The 13,071-nt window shown below is 62.8% G+C and carries 12 protein-coding genes; 11 read left to right on the plus strand and 1 reads right to left on the minus strand.

The features are described from left to right. The first annotated feature begins 158 nt into the window (after positions 1-158). The 10 genes from EYW45_RS24795 to EYW45_RS03400 all read left to right on the plus strand — a co-directional run bounded on the left by EYW45_RS24795 (position 159) and on the right by EYW45_RS03400 (position 11,040). The gene (locus EYW45_RS24795) at positions 159-545 is read left to right on the plus strand and encodes a response regulator (RefSeq protein WP_161133970.1); all 387 of its coding nucleotides are present in this window, start codon (positions 159-161) and stop codon (positions 543-545) included. Between the two features lie 119 nt (positions 546-664). Next, positions 665-2,002 carry an argininosuccinate synthase gene (gene argG / locus EYW45_RS03360; protein WP_161133971.1) on the plus strand — a complete coding sequence of 446 codons (1,338 nt, stop codon included), beginning with the start codon at positions 665-667 and terminating at the stop codon, positions 2,000-2,002. A gap of 172 nt (positions 2,003-2,174) precedes the next feature. Further along, on the plus strand, positions 2,175-3,500 hold the full coding sequence (locus EYW45_RS03365) for an ABC transporter substrate-binding protein (protein WP_161133972.1): 1,326 nt from the start codon (positions 2,175-2,177) through the stop codon (positions 3,498-3,500). Between the two features lie 11 nt (positions 3,501-3,511). Then, positions 3,512-5,239, plus strand: a complete 1,728-nt coding sequence (locus EYW45_RS03370; RefSeq protein WP_161133973.1) for an ABC transporter permease — start codon at positions 3,512-3,514, stop codon at positions 5,237-5,239. Then, the gene (locus EYW45_RS03375; protein ID WP_161133974.1) at positions 5,236-6,321 is read left to right on the plus strand and encodes an ABC transporter ATP-binding protein; all 1,086 of its coding nucleotides are present in this window, start codon (positions 5,236-5,238) and stop codon (positions 6,319-6,321) included. The genes EYW45_RS03370 and EYW45_RS03375 overlap by 4 nt, the downstream gene beginning before the upstream one ends. 7 nt (positions 6,322-6,328) lie before the next feature. Continuing rightward, on the plus strand, positions 6,329-7,225 hold the full coding sequence (locus EYW45_RS03380) for a LysR family transcriptional regulator (protein ID WP_161133975.1): 897 nt from the start codon (positions 6,329-6,331) through the stop codon (positions 7,223-7,225). 156 nt (positions 7,226-7,381) lie between these two features. Beyond that, a complete protein-coding gene (locus EYW45_RS03385; protein WP_161133976.1) occupies positions 7,382-8,122 on the plus strand; it encodes an SDR family oxidoreductase in 741 nt (246 codons plus the stop codon). Positions 8,123-8,228: 106 nt separating this feature from the next. Further along, on the plus strand, positions 8,229-8,879 hold the full coding sequence (locus tag EYW45_RS03390) for an HD domain-containing protein (RefSeq protein WP_161133977.1): 651 nt from the start codon (positions 8,229-8,231) through the stop codon (positions 8,877-8,879). A 290-nt stretch (positions 8,880-9,169) separates the two neighbouring features. Beyond that, entirely contained in the window at positions 9,170-9,631 is a 462-nt protein-coding gene (locus tag EYW45_RS03395; protein ID WP_161133978.1) for a hypothetical protein, read from the plus strand. 23 nt (positions 9,632-9,654) lie between these two features. Continuing rightward, positions 9,655-11,040, plus strand: a complete 1,386-nt coding sequence (locus EYW45_RS03400; RefSeq protein ID WP_161133979.1) for a S41 family peptidase — start codon at positions 9,655-9,657, stop codon at positions 11,038-11,040. 44 nt (positions 11,041-11,084) lie between these two features. On the opposite strand, the gene EYW45_RS03405 is transcribed toward EYW45_RS03400, so the two are convergent. After that, positions 11,085-12,050, minus strand: a complete 966-nt coding sequence (locus EYW45_RS03405) for an alpha/beta fold hydrolase (protein ID WP_161133980.1) — start codon at positions 12,048-12,050, stop codon at positions 11,085-11,087. Positions 12,051-12,304: 254 nt separating this feature from the next. On the opposite strand from EYW45_RS03405, the gene EYW45_RS03410 reads away from it, so the two are divergent. Next, positions 12,305-12,916 carry a TetR/AcrR family transcriptional regulator gene (locus EYW45_RS03410; RefSeq protein ID WP_161134566.1) on the plus strand — a complete coding sequence of 204 codons (612 nt, stop codon included), beginning with the start codon at positions 12,305-12,307 and terminating at the stop codon, positions 12,914-12,916. Positions 12,917-13,071 lie beyond the last annotated feature (155 nt).

Below are 13,071 nucleotides of genomic sequence, written 5' to 3' on the forward strand. Positions count from 1 at the left end.
AGGGACCCGGCCGGTGCGGACACCGTTCCGGCCACTCAACGCGGGGCCAGGAGACGAACGGCGTTATAGTCCGGGCGGCGGTAAGAACCCCATTGCTTAAAAACACGTCATCGTGGCCCTGCGAATCGGCACGGCGCGGTGACCTCGAGATTGAATACGTGGCAAAGATAGTGATTGTGGACGACGACCCGGATGTCGTGGGTACGTTGCGAGAATGCTTGGTCGACGAAGGCCACGAGGTATATACCGAGGCCAATGGTTTGCATGCGCTGTCGACCATGTTGCACGTGCGGCCGGATCTCGCGCTTTCCGATGTGACCATGCCCGACATGGGCGGCGTGCCGTTGTTGACGGCCATGCGCGATAACGCATTCCTGGACGAAGTGCCCGTGATCATGATGAGCGCGACGCCCGAGTCGAAAGTGGCCGATCAGTGCAGCGGCTACGTGGCGTTTCTGCAAAAGCCGTTCACGATGAAATCGCTCGTGGAAGTGGTGAACTGGCACCTGAGTGAGGCGGCCAAGCCGCGGACACTGCGCCGGTAATTCGGCCGGTTGCACCGATTGGGCGGGCCGCTTTGCCCGCCAACAGGTTCACCAAGTATCATATGGGGTTGCTTTCACGCTTAACCGACAGGCGCCTGCCGCGCCCAAGATCACGCCCCATGACCACTATTCTGCCTCACCTCCCCACCGGCCAAAAGGTCGGCATCGCCTTTTCGGGCGGCCTGGATACCAGCGCCGCGTTGCTGTGGATGCGCCACAAGGGCGCCATTCCGTACGCCTACACGGCGAACCTGGGTCAGCCGGATGAGCCGGATTACGACGCGATTCCGCGCCGTGCCAAAGAATATGGTGCCGAGAACGCCCGCCTGATCGACTGCCGCAAGCAGTTGGTGGCCGAGGGCATTGCTGCGCTGCAAAGCGGCGCTTTCCACATTTCGACCGCCGGCATCACGTACTTCAACACCACCCCGATCGGCCGTGCAGTCACCGGCACGATGCTGGTGGCGGCGATGAAGGAAGACGACGTCAACATCTGGGGTGACGGCAGCACGTTCAAGGGCAACGACATCGAGCGGTTCTACCGCTACGGTCTGCTCACGAATCCCGATCTCAAGATCTACAAGCCGTGGCTGGACCAAGCGTTCATCGATGAGCTCGGCGGCCGCACCGAGATGTCCGAGTACATGCGCGCGGCCGGTTTCGACTACAAGATGTCGTCCGAGAAGGCGTACTCCACCGATTCGAACATGCTGGGTGCCACGCATGAAGCCAAGGATCTGGAACATCTGAATTCCGGCATCAAGATCGTGCAGCCGATCATGGGCGTAGCGTTCTGGCGCGACGATGTGGTGGTGAAGGCCGAGACGGTCAGCGTGCGTTTCGAGGAAGGTCAACCGGTGGCGCTGAATGGCGTGACCTACACCGACCCCGTCGAACTGCTGATGGAAGCCAACCGCATCGGTGGGCGTCACGGCCTGGGCATGAGCGACCAGATCGAAAACCGCATCATCGAAGCCAAGAGCCGTGGCATCTACGAGGCCCCGGGCCTGGCGCTGCTGTTCATCGCCTACGAGCGTCTGGTCACCGGCATCCACAACGAAGACACGATCGAGCAGTACCGCGACAACGGCCGCAAGCTGGGCCGCCTGCTGTATCAAGGCCGCTGGTTCGATTCGCAAGCCATCATGCTGCGCGAAACGGCACAGCGCTGGGTGGCCAGCGCCATCACCGGCGAAGTCACGGTCGAACTGCGCCGCGGCAACGATTACTCGATTCTGGATACGGTCTCGTCCAACCTTACCTACAAGCCCGAGCGCTTGACGATGGAAAAGGGCGAGTCGACCTTCTCGCCGCAAGACCGTATCGGCCAACTCACGATGCGCAATCTGGATATCGTGGATACCCGCGAAAAGCTGGGCACGTACGTGAAGGCGGGCCTTTTGGCGTCGCCGGCCGGCTCGGCCCTGCCGCAACTGAAAGACACGACGAAGAAGTAAGCGTCGATCCTGCCCGCACACGCTGCGGCCGGGGTGAAGAGAAGGGCTCCTGCGGGAGCCCTTTTTTCGTTGCCGCTAATACCCCGCATCAGAAATTCTGATTGGACGCGGGTGATCTTCGAGGCCTAAGGTGCGCCTACAACGATTAAAAAACATACCCGGAGAAGACAACATGGCACACGTCCGTCACCTCGCTTTGGCGCTGGCGCTTTCCAGCGCCGCCCTCGCCGCACAGGCCGGCACCGTTACGGTGATCACCTCGTTTCCGAAAGATCTCACGCAGGCCTACAAGAACGCTTTCGAGAAGGCGAACCCGGGCATTACCTTGGAGATCCTGAACAAGAACACCGTGGCCGGCATTGCGTACGTGCGCGAGACGCCTGCCGGTCAGCGCCCGGATGTGTTCTGGGCGAGTGCGCCGGATGCCTTCGAGGTGCTCAATCGCGACAAGCTGCTGGCGAAGGCCGCCGATATCGCCAACCCGAAAGTGCCCGACAAGATCGGCAGCTTTCCGATCAACGATCCGGGTGGCATGTACTTCGGTCAGGCGCTGGCGGGCTACGGCATCATGTACAACACGCGTTATGTGAAGGCGAACAAGCTGCCGAATCCGGTGGAGTGGAAGGATCTGCTGGCACCCGAGTGGTTCGGTCATGTGGGCATCACGTCGCCGTCGCGTTCGGGCACGATGCATTTGACGGCAGAGACGATTCTGCAGGGCGAAGGCTGGGAGGAGGGCTGGCGCACGTTGCTGCGCATGTCGGGCAACAGCAGCGCAGTCACCGAGCGGTCGTTCGGTGTGCCGGACGGCGTGAACAACGGCCAGTTCGCAGCCGGGCCGGTGATCGACTTCTTCGGGCTGTCGAGCAAGTTCTCGAAGTTCCCGGTGGAGTTCGTGTATCCCAGCGAAACGGCGATCGTGCCCGCCAATATCGCGTTGATCGAAGGCGCCAAGAACGCCGCCGAAGCCAAAACCTTCATCAAGTTCACGCTCGATCAGGCAGGCCAGGAAGTGCTGCTCGAGCCGAAGATCTCACGTCTGCCGGTGCTGCCGTATTCGGAATTGAAGGGCAAGATTCCGGAGGGCTATCCGGATCCCGCCGAGATTGCCAAGCGCAGCAAAGTGCACTTCGATGTGGACGTGTCGCAAAGCCGGTATTACCTCGTGCAGTCGCTTTACGACCAGACCATCACGTTCCGCTTGAAGGAACTGCAGCAGGCCACCAAGGCGATCTACGACGCCGAACGCAAGCTGGGTGACAAGGCGAAATCGGGCAAACCGGCCGAATTGCTGGCCGAGGCGCGCAAGCTCACCTGGGACCCCTTGGTGAACGCGAAGCAGGCGGGCGACGCGGCCTTCTTGAAGACCTTTTCCGGTGACAAGCGCGATTCGGCCGTGAGCCAGCAGATCACGCAGCTGGAAGGCGAATGGAACGGCAAAGCGCGCGCCAATTATGAGCAGGCCGTGAAGCTGGCGAATCAGGCCGCCGCTCTTTAAGCCGCAGCATCATGAACCTGTCTCAACGCTATGGCCTGAGCAAGGGCCCGGTGGCGGCTGCGCTGCTGGTGCTCGTGTTCCTCGCCCTGTTTCTCATCGTGCCGGTGGCCACCGTGTTCTACACGGCGTTCGTGAACTCGGACGGCAGTCTGACGTTCGGCCACTTCATGGCGTTCTTCAATCAGCCGCTGATGCAGGAGGCGTTTTTCAATAGCCTCTACGTGGCCGGATGGTCGTCGCTGATTGCGTCGCTGATTGCGGTGCCGTTGGCGTACTTCACGGTGCGCTTCGAGTTTCGCGGCGCATTGATCATCCAGACGCTTGGCATCCTGCCGCTCATCATGCCGCCCTTCGTGGGGGCGGTGGCGATGCAGCTGATCTTCGGCCGGTCGGGCAGCGTGAACCTGCTGCTGGGCGAATGGTTCGGCATCAATCTGCCGTTGATGGAGGGACTCAACAGCGTCATCTTCGTGGAGTCGCTGCACTACTTCCCGTTCATCCTGATGAACCTCGTTGTGTCGTTGCGCGCGATCGATGGTTCGATGGAAGAGGCGGCGTTCAACCTGGGCTCGCGTGGATTCCGGCTCTTTCGGCGCATCATTTTTCCGCTGGCATTGCCGGGCTATGTGGCGGGCACGTCGCTCGTCTTCATCAAGGTGTTCGACGATCTGGGTACGCCGCTGGTGCTGGGCGCCACCAATATGCTCGCGCCGCAGGCATACCTGCGCATCACACAAGTGGGCCTGGAAGATCCGTTGGGCTATGTGATCAGCGTGATCATCATCGCGTTTTCGATTGCCGCATTGTGGCTCTCGGCGCGGGTGTTGAAGGGCAAGGATTATTCCACCCTGCAAAAGGGGGGCGGATCGATTCAGAAGCGCAAGCTCGGCAAGGGCGAAAGCGTGCTTGCCTACAGCTGGATTTTCCTGGTGCTGCTGCTCGTGCTCTCGCCGCATATCGGGGTGTTGTTGCTGTCGTTTGCCAGTGTGTGGAGCTTCGCACCCCTACCCGATGGCTATACGCTGGCCCACTACAACGCGGTGTTCGAAGACTCCAGCGGCATGATTGCCAATACGCTGCTGTACTGCGGTCTTGCGGCCGGTATCGATGTCATCTTGGGAACCGCGATCGCGTATCTGCTGTTGCGCACGCGGCTGCCTGCGCGCCATTGGCTGGACTGGTTCGCGTCGGCGGCATTGGCAATCCCCGGGATCGTATTGGCGATCGGTTTGCTGCGCACCTTCCGAGGGGTAGAAATCCCGTTTACCGGCGAGATGCTGACGTCGTCGTGGATCCTCATCATGATCGCGTATTCGGTGCGACGGCTGCCTTATGCGTTGCGCTCGTGCGTGGCGGCGTTGCAGCAAATCAATGTGTCGCTCGAAGAGGCGGCGCAGTCGATGGGGGCCAATCGCTGGCGCACGATCAAGCGGGTAGTGGTGCCGTTGATGGTGGGCGGCATGCTGGCGGGCTTCGTCACCAGCTTCATCACGGCGGCCGTGGAACTCTCGGCCACCATCATGCTGGTCACGCGCGAAAGCCAGGCGCCCATGAGCTACGGCATCTACCTGTACATGCAAAGCCCGTCGGGCCGCGGGCCGGGTGCGGCGCTCGGCGTATTGGCGGTATTGGCCGTGGCCATCGGCACCTACGCCAGTCATTTGTTGATCGAACGTACGACGGCGCGACAGCGCCCGGCGCATGCCGAATCGGAACTTCCGGAGCTCAAGACATCATGAAGAAAGTCAGCGTCGAATGCCGCAATATCTCGCTGTCTTACGGCAAGACGGAAGTGTTGAAGGATCTCAACATCGTGATCGAACCGGGCGAGTTCTTTGCCTTGCTCGGCCCCTCCGGATCGGGCAAGTCCACGTTGCTGCGCCTGATTGCGGGCTTCAATCGGCAATCGCAAGGCACGCTGCTGGTGGATGGCAAGGATGTGAGCAGCAGCCCGCCCTGGAAGCGCAATATCGGCATGGTGTTTCAGAGCTATGCCTTGTGGCCGCACATGACGGTGTGGGATAACGTGGCCTTTGGGCTGGTGGAGCGCAAGCTGCCGCGCAACGAGATTCGCGAACGTACCGAAGCGGCGTTGGCGCTCGTGGGGCTGTCGCAATATGCAAAGCGGCGGCCCAATGAGCTGTCGGGCGGCCAGCAGCAACGCGTGGCGTTGGCGCGCACGATCGTGATCGAGCCGCAGGTGCTGTTGCTCGATGAGCCGCTGTCCAATCTGGATAAGAAGCTGCGGGTGCAGATGCGGCGCGAGTTGTTGTCGCTGCAACGGCGTCTCGGCATCACGACGATCTTCGTCACGCACGATCAGGAAGAGGCCATGACGACGGCCGACCGGATGGCGGTGCTCGATCACGGCGTGGTGCAGCAGATCGGGTCGCCCAATACGCTGTTCGACTTTCCGGTCAATCGTTTCGTGGCGAACTTCGTAGGCACGATGAATGTGCTCGAAGGTGCGGTAAAGGAGCGCACGAGCAATAGCCTCGTGCTGGCGGTGGAAGGCGTGGGCGATCTGCAATTGCCGGTGGCGGGCGAGGTGCCGGATACGCCGCGCCTGGCGGCCAGCTTCAGGCCGCACACGGTGCAGATCGACATGGCCGGCGGCAACGGCGATGGCCGCTATGTGTGGCTACCGGGTGTGGTGCAGGCCAGCGAATTCCAGGGCGAGTTCACACGCTATGAGGTACAGGTGGGAGATCGGCAACTCACGGCCGATCAATCGCATCTGGCAGGCTTGTCGATCTTTCCGATCGGCGCACCCGTGGCCGTAGGCCTGGAGCCGAGTCAAATCCGCCTTTTGGCGGCATGATTCGGGTATGGAGATTTATCAGATTCGTGCGTTCGTAAAGGTGGCCCGCTTGGGCAACCTGACGCGCGCTGCCGAATCGTTGTCGCTCACCCAGCCCGCCGTGACGGCGCAGATCAAGGCGCTCGAGCAAAGCCTGGGCGTGGCGCTGTTCGATCGGACGGGCGGGCGGCTGACATTGGCCCGCGCTGGAGAAGCGTTGCTGGTCACGGCTGAAGCGCTGCTCGCGCAAGGCAATCAATTGAAGGCCGAGGCGCAGGCGCTGCAAGGCGCGCTGCATGGCGTGCTCGAGCTGGGCGTGCCCAGCGAACAACCGGATTTTTTGCGTCTGGGTGAGCTCGCCAGCCGCGTGACACGGCATCTGCCATTGGTCGAACTGCAGACCTATGTGTTGGCGACCGGCGCGTTGGCCGAGCAGGTGGGCAGCGGCAAGTTGGCGGCGGCGCTCACGATCGCGGCCAATCCACCGCGCGGCTTGCAATGGATGCCGCTGCGCAGCGTGCGCTATCGCGTGGCCGTGCCCAACGATCTGGCCGATGGGGTGAAGAAGGGCGGTTGGCAGGAGCTGGCGCAGTTGCCGTGGCTGGACGGGCCCGCCGGAAGTCATACGCATCTGCTGTTGCGCGATATGTTCGAGCGCCACGGCTTGCGGCCGCGCGTGGTGATGCAGAACGACGATCACGCCAATTTGAACGCGATGGTACGGGCAGGTGCCGGATGCGCGTTGCTGCGCGAGGAAATTGCGCTGCAGGGATCGGCGGCGGGCGATTTTGTGGTCTGGGGATCGGCCAAGGCCGACGGCACGCTGGGCTTCATCGTGTCGCCCGAACGCGCGGGCGAGCCGATGCTGGTGGCGCTGGCGTCCATGCTGCAACGGACCTGGGCCACGTTGCACTCGAAGGATTGACGCCGCTTGGCCCAAGGCAAATCGGGGGGCGTGGCGATCGCAGAAAAGCGACTGTTGATTGTTCGATTATTTTGAACAAAGACATCAATGTTGTCGGCTTTATCTAACGACTGGAACGGCAGACACTGAGGGCTTACCTATTCAAGGAGCCTTGCCATGTCAACCCAACCCCAGAAAGTCGCGCTCGTCACCGGTGCCTCGCGCGGTATTGGCGCGGCCGTCGCCCAGCGCCTGGCCCGCGATGGCTTTGCCTTGGTCGTCAATTATTCGGGTGACGCCAAGCCGGCAGAGGCGCTGGTGGCCAAGATTGCCGGTGCAGGCGGGCATGCCGTCGCCATCAAGGCGGATGTGTCGGATCCGGCCGCCGTAGGCGCGATGTTCGATCGCATCGATGCCGAATTCGGCGGCTTGGATGTGCTGGTGAACAATGCCGGCATCATGACGCTATCGAACATCGCGGAGACCGACGACGCCGTGTTCGATCGGCAGATCGCCGTCAATCTGAAGGGCACGTTCAATACGTTGCGCGAGGCCGCCAAGCGCCTGCGTGACGGCGGGCGCATCGTCAATTTTTCCAGCTCGGTGGTGGGCATGTTGCAACCGGGCTATGGCGTGTACGCCGCCACGAAGGCGGCAGTGGAGGCGATGACGAGCGTGCTGACGAAGGAATTACGCGGGCGCGGCATTACCGTCAACGCGGTCGCTCCGGGTCCCACGGCCACGGATCTTTTCATGCACGGCAAGTCCCCCGAGCTGGTCGACCGCCTGGCCAAAATGGCGCCGCTCGAACGCCTGGGCGAGCCTGAGGATATCGCAGCGGTAGTGGCGACGCTCGCGGGACCGGATGGTGCATGGATCAATGGGCAAACGCTGCGGGCGAATGGCGGCATCATTTGAGGTGCGCATAGCGGTCGGCCAGGATCATCTTCCCGGAAATCGTTTTACAGATCGCTTATGCTCTGGCTCCCCATATTGCCTCGCCCGCCCGGCGCTCGCCCTTCGCATGTCCTCTTTGCTCGATACCTGGAAACCGCGTCTCATTGCCTTGGCCACCGCCGATGTGCATGACGACGATGGCGCGCACGACATCAATCACCTGAACCGCGTGTGGAACGTGGCGCAAACGCTGCTGGCGGATCACCCGGAAGCCGACGCCATGGTGGTGCAGGCAGCGGCTTATCTGCACGATCTGGTGAACCTGCCCAAGAACCATCCCGATCGCGCGCAAGCCTCCACGATGGCCGCGCGCCTGGCCTGCGAGCGCCTGGCTGAGGCAGGTTTTCCGGCGGAAAAGCTCCCCGGCGTCGCTCACGCCATCGAAGCACACAGCTTCTCGGCCGGCATCACGCCCACCACCATCGAAGCGCAGATCGTGCAGGATGCCGATCGGCTGGATGCGCTGGGCGCCGTGGGCCTTGCCCGCTTGTATTACACCGCCGGGCGTATGGGGTCGGCCTTCGCGCATCCCACGGATCCGCTGGCCGTGCATCGCGAACTGGACGATCAGGCGTACGCGCTGGATCACATCGAGCGCAAGCTCGCCACGCTGCCGGCCAGTATGCAAACCGACGCGGCGCGGCGCTTGGGCGAAGCGCGCATGGTGATGCTGCGGGCGTTTCGCGACACTTTTGTGGCGGAATGGGGCAACGCTTGAGCAGCAACCCACGGTGCAGGAGCGGGCGCTAAACGCTCTCGCGTTGCTGCAACAGAAACGGGCGATCGATCTGACGCGCCAACGAAGCGATATCACCCGGCTTGACCCCTACCGTTGCGAAATGCGCTTTCCATGTGGACACCGCGTCGCAGACCTGGAGTGCGTTCTGTCGCACCTGTAACGGCAGGCGCAACCGGGCGGCTGCTAAGATCGCCGCACCCGATGAGTGCGGCTTCTCGCGCCGCGTTCGAATCTGTTCAACCGAATGTTCTTACGCCTGGAGGCCACGCATGACACGCCCTCGTTTGCTCGCTCTGACCGCTGCCTTCGCGATCTGCGCCACAACCACCGCCTTTGCCCAATCGGATCGCGAGGTCGTCGAGACGACCGTTGCCCGCAGCGCCAACGTGTGCCCGGGGCACAGCAAGGATCGCACGACGCCGGCCGTCAAACTGGTGCCGGTGGGCGGCCTGCGCGTGCTGCTGGATAAGGGCCTGGTGATGTGCCCCGACCGCCGGCTGGATACCGATGCGCCGGTCGTCTGGTACGGCCAGTGGGGGGTGTACGGCTGGAATCCCGAGATCGACGGCGCCGGCAAAGTGGTGGCCGCTCAGGTCGACCGGATGACGCGCAGCGAGGACTTCCCCACCGACACGCGCGTGTGGAGTGCAAAGGGCGAGGAATTGAAGCAACGCACCGTGCCTGCGTTCGAGCCGCGTCCCGGCGCGGCCGTACGCGTGAAGGTGCAGTGATCGGTGGCCGCATGATCTGCGCGATGCGGCGATTGACGTGCGCCCTGCTCTTTGTGAGCGGCCTTGCGCAGACGCCGCTCGCCGCCGCGATGGCGAGACCTGAGATCGAGGCCACGCTTGCGGCCGCCATGACGCAGATCGTGGATCAGTACGTTGACCCGGTCGACCCGCGCATATTGATGGCGAACGGGTTGCAGGCATTGAAGGCGCTGCCGGGCGCCGAACAACCGTCGCGCCAGGCCGCGATTGAGCAGTCCGTGCTGGCCGCGCAGCAGGCCGAGGGCATGACGCCGCAGACTCGAATCCTGGCCGGCGAAATCCTGCGTTTCGCCAACGGCGCGCCGCGCGAGACGGCACTGAATGCAGCGCTCCGGGGCATGGTGGCCAGTCTGGACGCCTATAGCCGGGTCGCTACGTCCGCCGAGTTGGCGCCGCCGCCTGCGTCGGTGGGCCTTGAGCTGACGATGCGTGACGGCGCGCTGACCGTCGTGCGGCCGCTGCCTGGCAGCCCGGGCGAGCGCGTCGGTATTCAGGCGGGCGACATCGTTACCAGTATTGATGGCCGTGCGACCGAGCGCTTGCCGCTCCCCGAAGCGGTTGCATTGTTGCGCGGCACGCCCGGCACCCCCGTTATGGTCGCGCTGAGGCGGGCGGGCGCGGGGGATACGATCGTCGTGCAGCCCGTGCGCGGCCCGGTGCAGGCACCGCCCACCGTGCGTTGGGAAATGCACGGCGCGGTGGCGGTGATCCGCGTTGCCGCGTTCGACAGCACAACCGGCGGCAAGTTGCGAGAGGCGTTCGATGCCGTGTCCGCCCGCGCCGACGCGCCGTTGGCAGGCCTGGTGCTGGATCTGCGCGGCAACGCCGGCGGGCTGCTCGACGTGTCCGAACAGGTCGCCGGGCTGGTTTTGCGCGAAGGGTCCAGGATCGGCAGTCTGCTTGGCCGCACCCCAGCCGATGCCCGCCCGTTACGCGCCCGCGACCATGTCGTGCCACATGATGTGCCGGTGGTCGTGCTCGTGGATCATCGCACCGCTGCCGGCGCGGAGATCGTGGCGGCTGCGATGCAGGATCACCGCCGCGCCTTGCTGATCGGTGCAAAGACCGTGGGTGCCGGTACCATCCAGACGGTGCTCGCGTTGCCCGCCGATCAGGGCGCCCTGGTGCTGACCACCGCCCGGGTGCACCGCGCTGGCGGCGACCCGCTGGATGCGGTGGGCGTATCGCCGGATTTGCTGCTCGATGACGCCACCCGGCAGATCGCCGTGCATGCCGACATGGCAGCCGACTTCAACCCCACCGTGCTGCAGCAGGTGCGTATGGCGGTGGCCACCGCACCTGCGGGTGCCGACGTGGCCGTGCTGGCGGCGCTGGCCGCCCTCAAACCCGCGACCAGCAAGCCTCAGTAGCGCTGCGGCGGCTTGGGTTCCGTTCAAGCAAACGGCCGTGCCGGTCATTTCCCGGCAAGGAAATCGATGATCGTCGCGTTGAACGTTTCGGTGCATTCTTCAGGCACCCAGTGTCCGCAGTTCGGAATCACCACACCTTTCATGTTGGTGGTGTACTTCGCAAGTTGATCGACCTGGAACTGCCCTACCGACACGGGCGATCCGCCGCCAATGGCCATCGTCTTCATCGTCAGCTTGTTCTTGAACAGCGGAATGTTGCGGACCTGCGTTTCGGGAAGCGCGCGATAGTATTCCATCGCGGCGTGGAACGACTGCGGTTTGGCATAGGAGCGCGCGTATGCACCAATCAACTCCGGCGTGAACACTGCCTTGTTGACGGCGTGCGACTTGATGAAGTGATCGAAAAAGATGTCTTCACGCCCTGCGACCAGCTTCTCCGCAAAATTGCCGCCGGCGGCAAAGAAGCTGAAGTGCCACATGGGTGACTCGCCCTGAGGCGTGAAGGACGGGAACGTATAGATGCCTTCATCGGGAAGGGGGGCTTCCATGAAGACCACATGCTTGAAGTCTTTGGGATGCTCGGCCACCATCGGAAAGGTATTCCAGTTGCCGATGTCGTGCGACACGAGATCGAACGGCGCATCCGGACTATGCGACTTCGCGAACTGATGGATCAGTTTGGCCACGTCTTGCCCGGCATAGGACTTGGGCGCCTCCGATTGACCCAGCCCTGGCAGATCGATGGCGACCACGGTATGGGTTTTGGCGAGCAGCGGCATGATCTGGTGCCACTCGTACCAGGTTTGCGCGAAGCCGTGAACGAGCAAGACCATCGGCCCCTGGCCGCCCTTCAGGTAATGCAGCTTGACGCCGTCAACGGTCTGATAGGCGGGTGTGAATCCGGGTGGCGCAGGAAATTCTTCCGGCGGCAGGTCTGGCGCTGCCGACACCTGCGATGCGAAGAGCAGTGCAACGGCGAACATCGCTTGCTTCAATAGTCTTTCGAACATGGCATTCTCCTTGGTAAAACGTGGGTGGCTCAGGCGTTGGTCATGCGGACTGCCGACGGACGTCTCGACTGGCGTGCGAGTTGACGCGAGATCGCGGCGCCGATGCCAGGGCAAGCTCCAGCGACCAGGGCGCGCATGCCTTCCATCGATGGCATCGGTAACTCTATTTCTGTGTTGATCGACATAGAATAGAAATGGTGCCGCCGATGTGTCAAGATAAATATATGTCGATCAACACAGAATTCAGGAAGGTTATGGCTGTCAGAGGAAGACCGAGAGCATTTGATCGTGACGAAGCCCTTGCCCGGGCAATGGAGGTGTTTTGGGACAAGGGCTTCGAAGCCGCGTCCATGAACGATCTGATTGCGGCAATGGGCATCGGGTCGCCCAGCCTCTATGCCGCGTTCGGCTCGAAGGAAGCGTTGTTCCGTGAGGCCGTGGAGCGCTACGTCACCGTAGATGGGGCAGATATCTGGGCGGCAGTCATGTCTGCAGACACCGCCTATGGCGCGGTCGAGGCGTTTCTGATGACGACCGCGCGCGCATTTACCCGAAGGGACAAGCCGCGCGGATGTCTGGTGACCCTATCGGGGCTCCACGCCAATGAGGCAAATGAGGCATTGCGTGCCGAGCTGGTGGCCAGGCGCGCGCAGAACACACAAGACCTCGCCCTTCAGCTTGCGCGGGGGGTCGAGAGCGGTGAGATTGCACCCACGGTTGATCTGGAGGCGGTCGCGCGCTTCTTCGTGACGGTGCAGCAAGGGATGTCGATCCAGGCCCGCGACGGTGCCAAGCGGGCCGCACTCGAGAAGATTGCAAGGTCGGCGCTGGCGGCGTGGACGCCCCTGACCGCAGGGTTGGATTGATCGATGACGCGTGAGCGCGAGCCGTTGATCCAGGCAGGAAAATGTTGAGCCTAAGGTGATCGATGGTGCCATGCAGTCGCCATCTAGAGCCGTGGTTATTACGAGAAATCTGATTTGGGCCGTCCGACCCCCGTATTCGGGTATTAGCTTATATC

Source organism: Schauerella aestuarii (assembly GCF_009866805.1).
Classification (GTDB): domain Bacteria; phylum Pseudomonadota; class Gammaproteobacteria; order Burkholderiales; family Burkholderiaceae_B; genus Schauerella; species Schauerella aestuarii.

What these genes read in the sequence shown, in the direction of transcription:
- EYW45_RS03400 (WP_161133979.1), top strand. Translation starts at nt 9,655, where the DNA reads ATGCGGCGATTGACGTGCGCCCTGCTCTTTGTGAGCGGCCTTGCGCAG.
- EYW45_RS03390 (WP_161133977.1), top strand. Translation starts at nt 8,229, where the DNA reads ATGTCCTCTTTGCTCGATACCTGGAAACCGCGTCTCATTGCCTTGGCC.
- EYW45_RS03375 (WP_161133974.1), top strand. Translation starts at nt 5,236, where the DNA reads ATGAAGAAAGTCAGCGTCGAATGCCGCAATATCTCGCTGTCTTACGGC.
- EYW45_RS03395 (WP_161133978.1), top strand. Translation starts at nt 9,170, where the DNA reads ATGACACGCCCTCGTTTGCTCGCTCTGACCGCTGCCTTCGCGATCTGC.
- EYW45_RS03365 (WP_161133972.1), top strand. Translation starts at nt 2,175, where the DNA reads ATGGCACACGTCCGTCACCTCGCTTTGGCGCTGGCGCTTTCCAGCGCC.
- EYW45_RS03405 (WP_161133980.1), bottom strand. Translation starts at nt 12,050, where the DNA reads ATGTTCGAAAGACTATTGAAGCAAGCGATGTTCGCCGTTGCACTGCTC.
- EYW45_RS03385 (WP_161133976.1), top strand. Translation starts at nt 7,382, where the DNA reads ATGTCAACCCAACCCCAGAAAGTCGCGCTCGTCACCGGTGCCTCGCGC.
- EYW45_RS03380 (WP_161133975.1), top strand. Translation starts at nt 6,329, where the DNA reads ATGGAGATTTATCAGATTCGTGCGTTCGTAAAGGTGGCCCGCTTGGGC.
- argG (WP_161133971.1), top strand. Translation starts at nt 665, where the DNA reads ATGACCACTATTCTGCCTCACCTCCCCACCGGCCAAAAGGTCGGCATC.
- EYW45_RS03370 (WP_161133973.1), top strand. Translation starts at nt 3,512, where the DNA reads ATGAACCTGTCTCAACGCTATGGCCTGAGCAAGGGCCCGGTGGCGGCT.
- EYW45_RS03410 (WP_161134566.1), top strand. Translation starts at nt 12,305, where the DNA reads ATGGCTGTCAGAGGAAGACCGAGAGCATTTGATCGTGACGAAGCCCTT.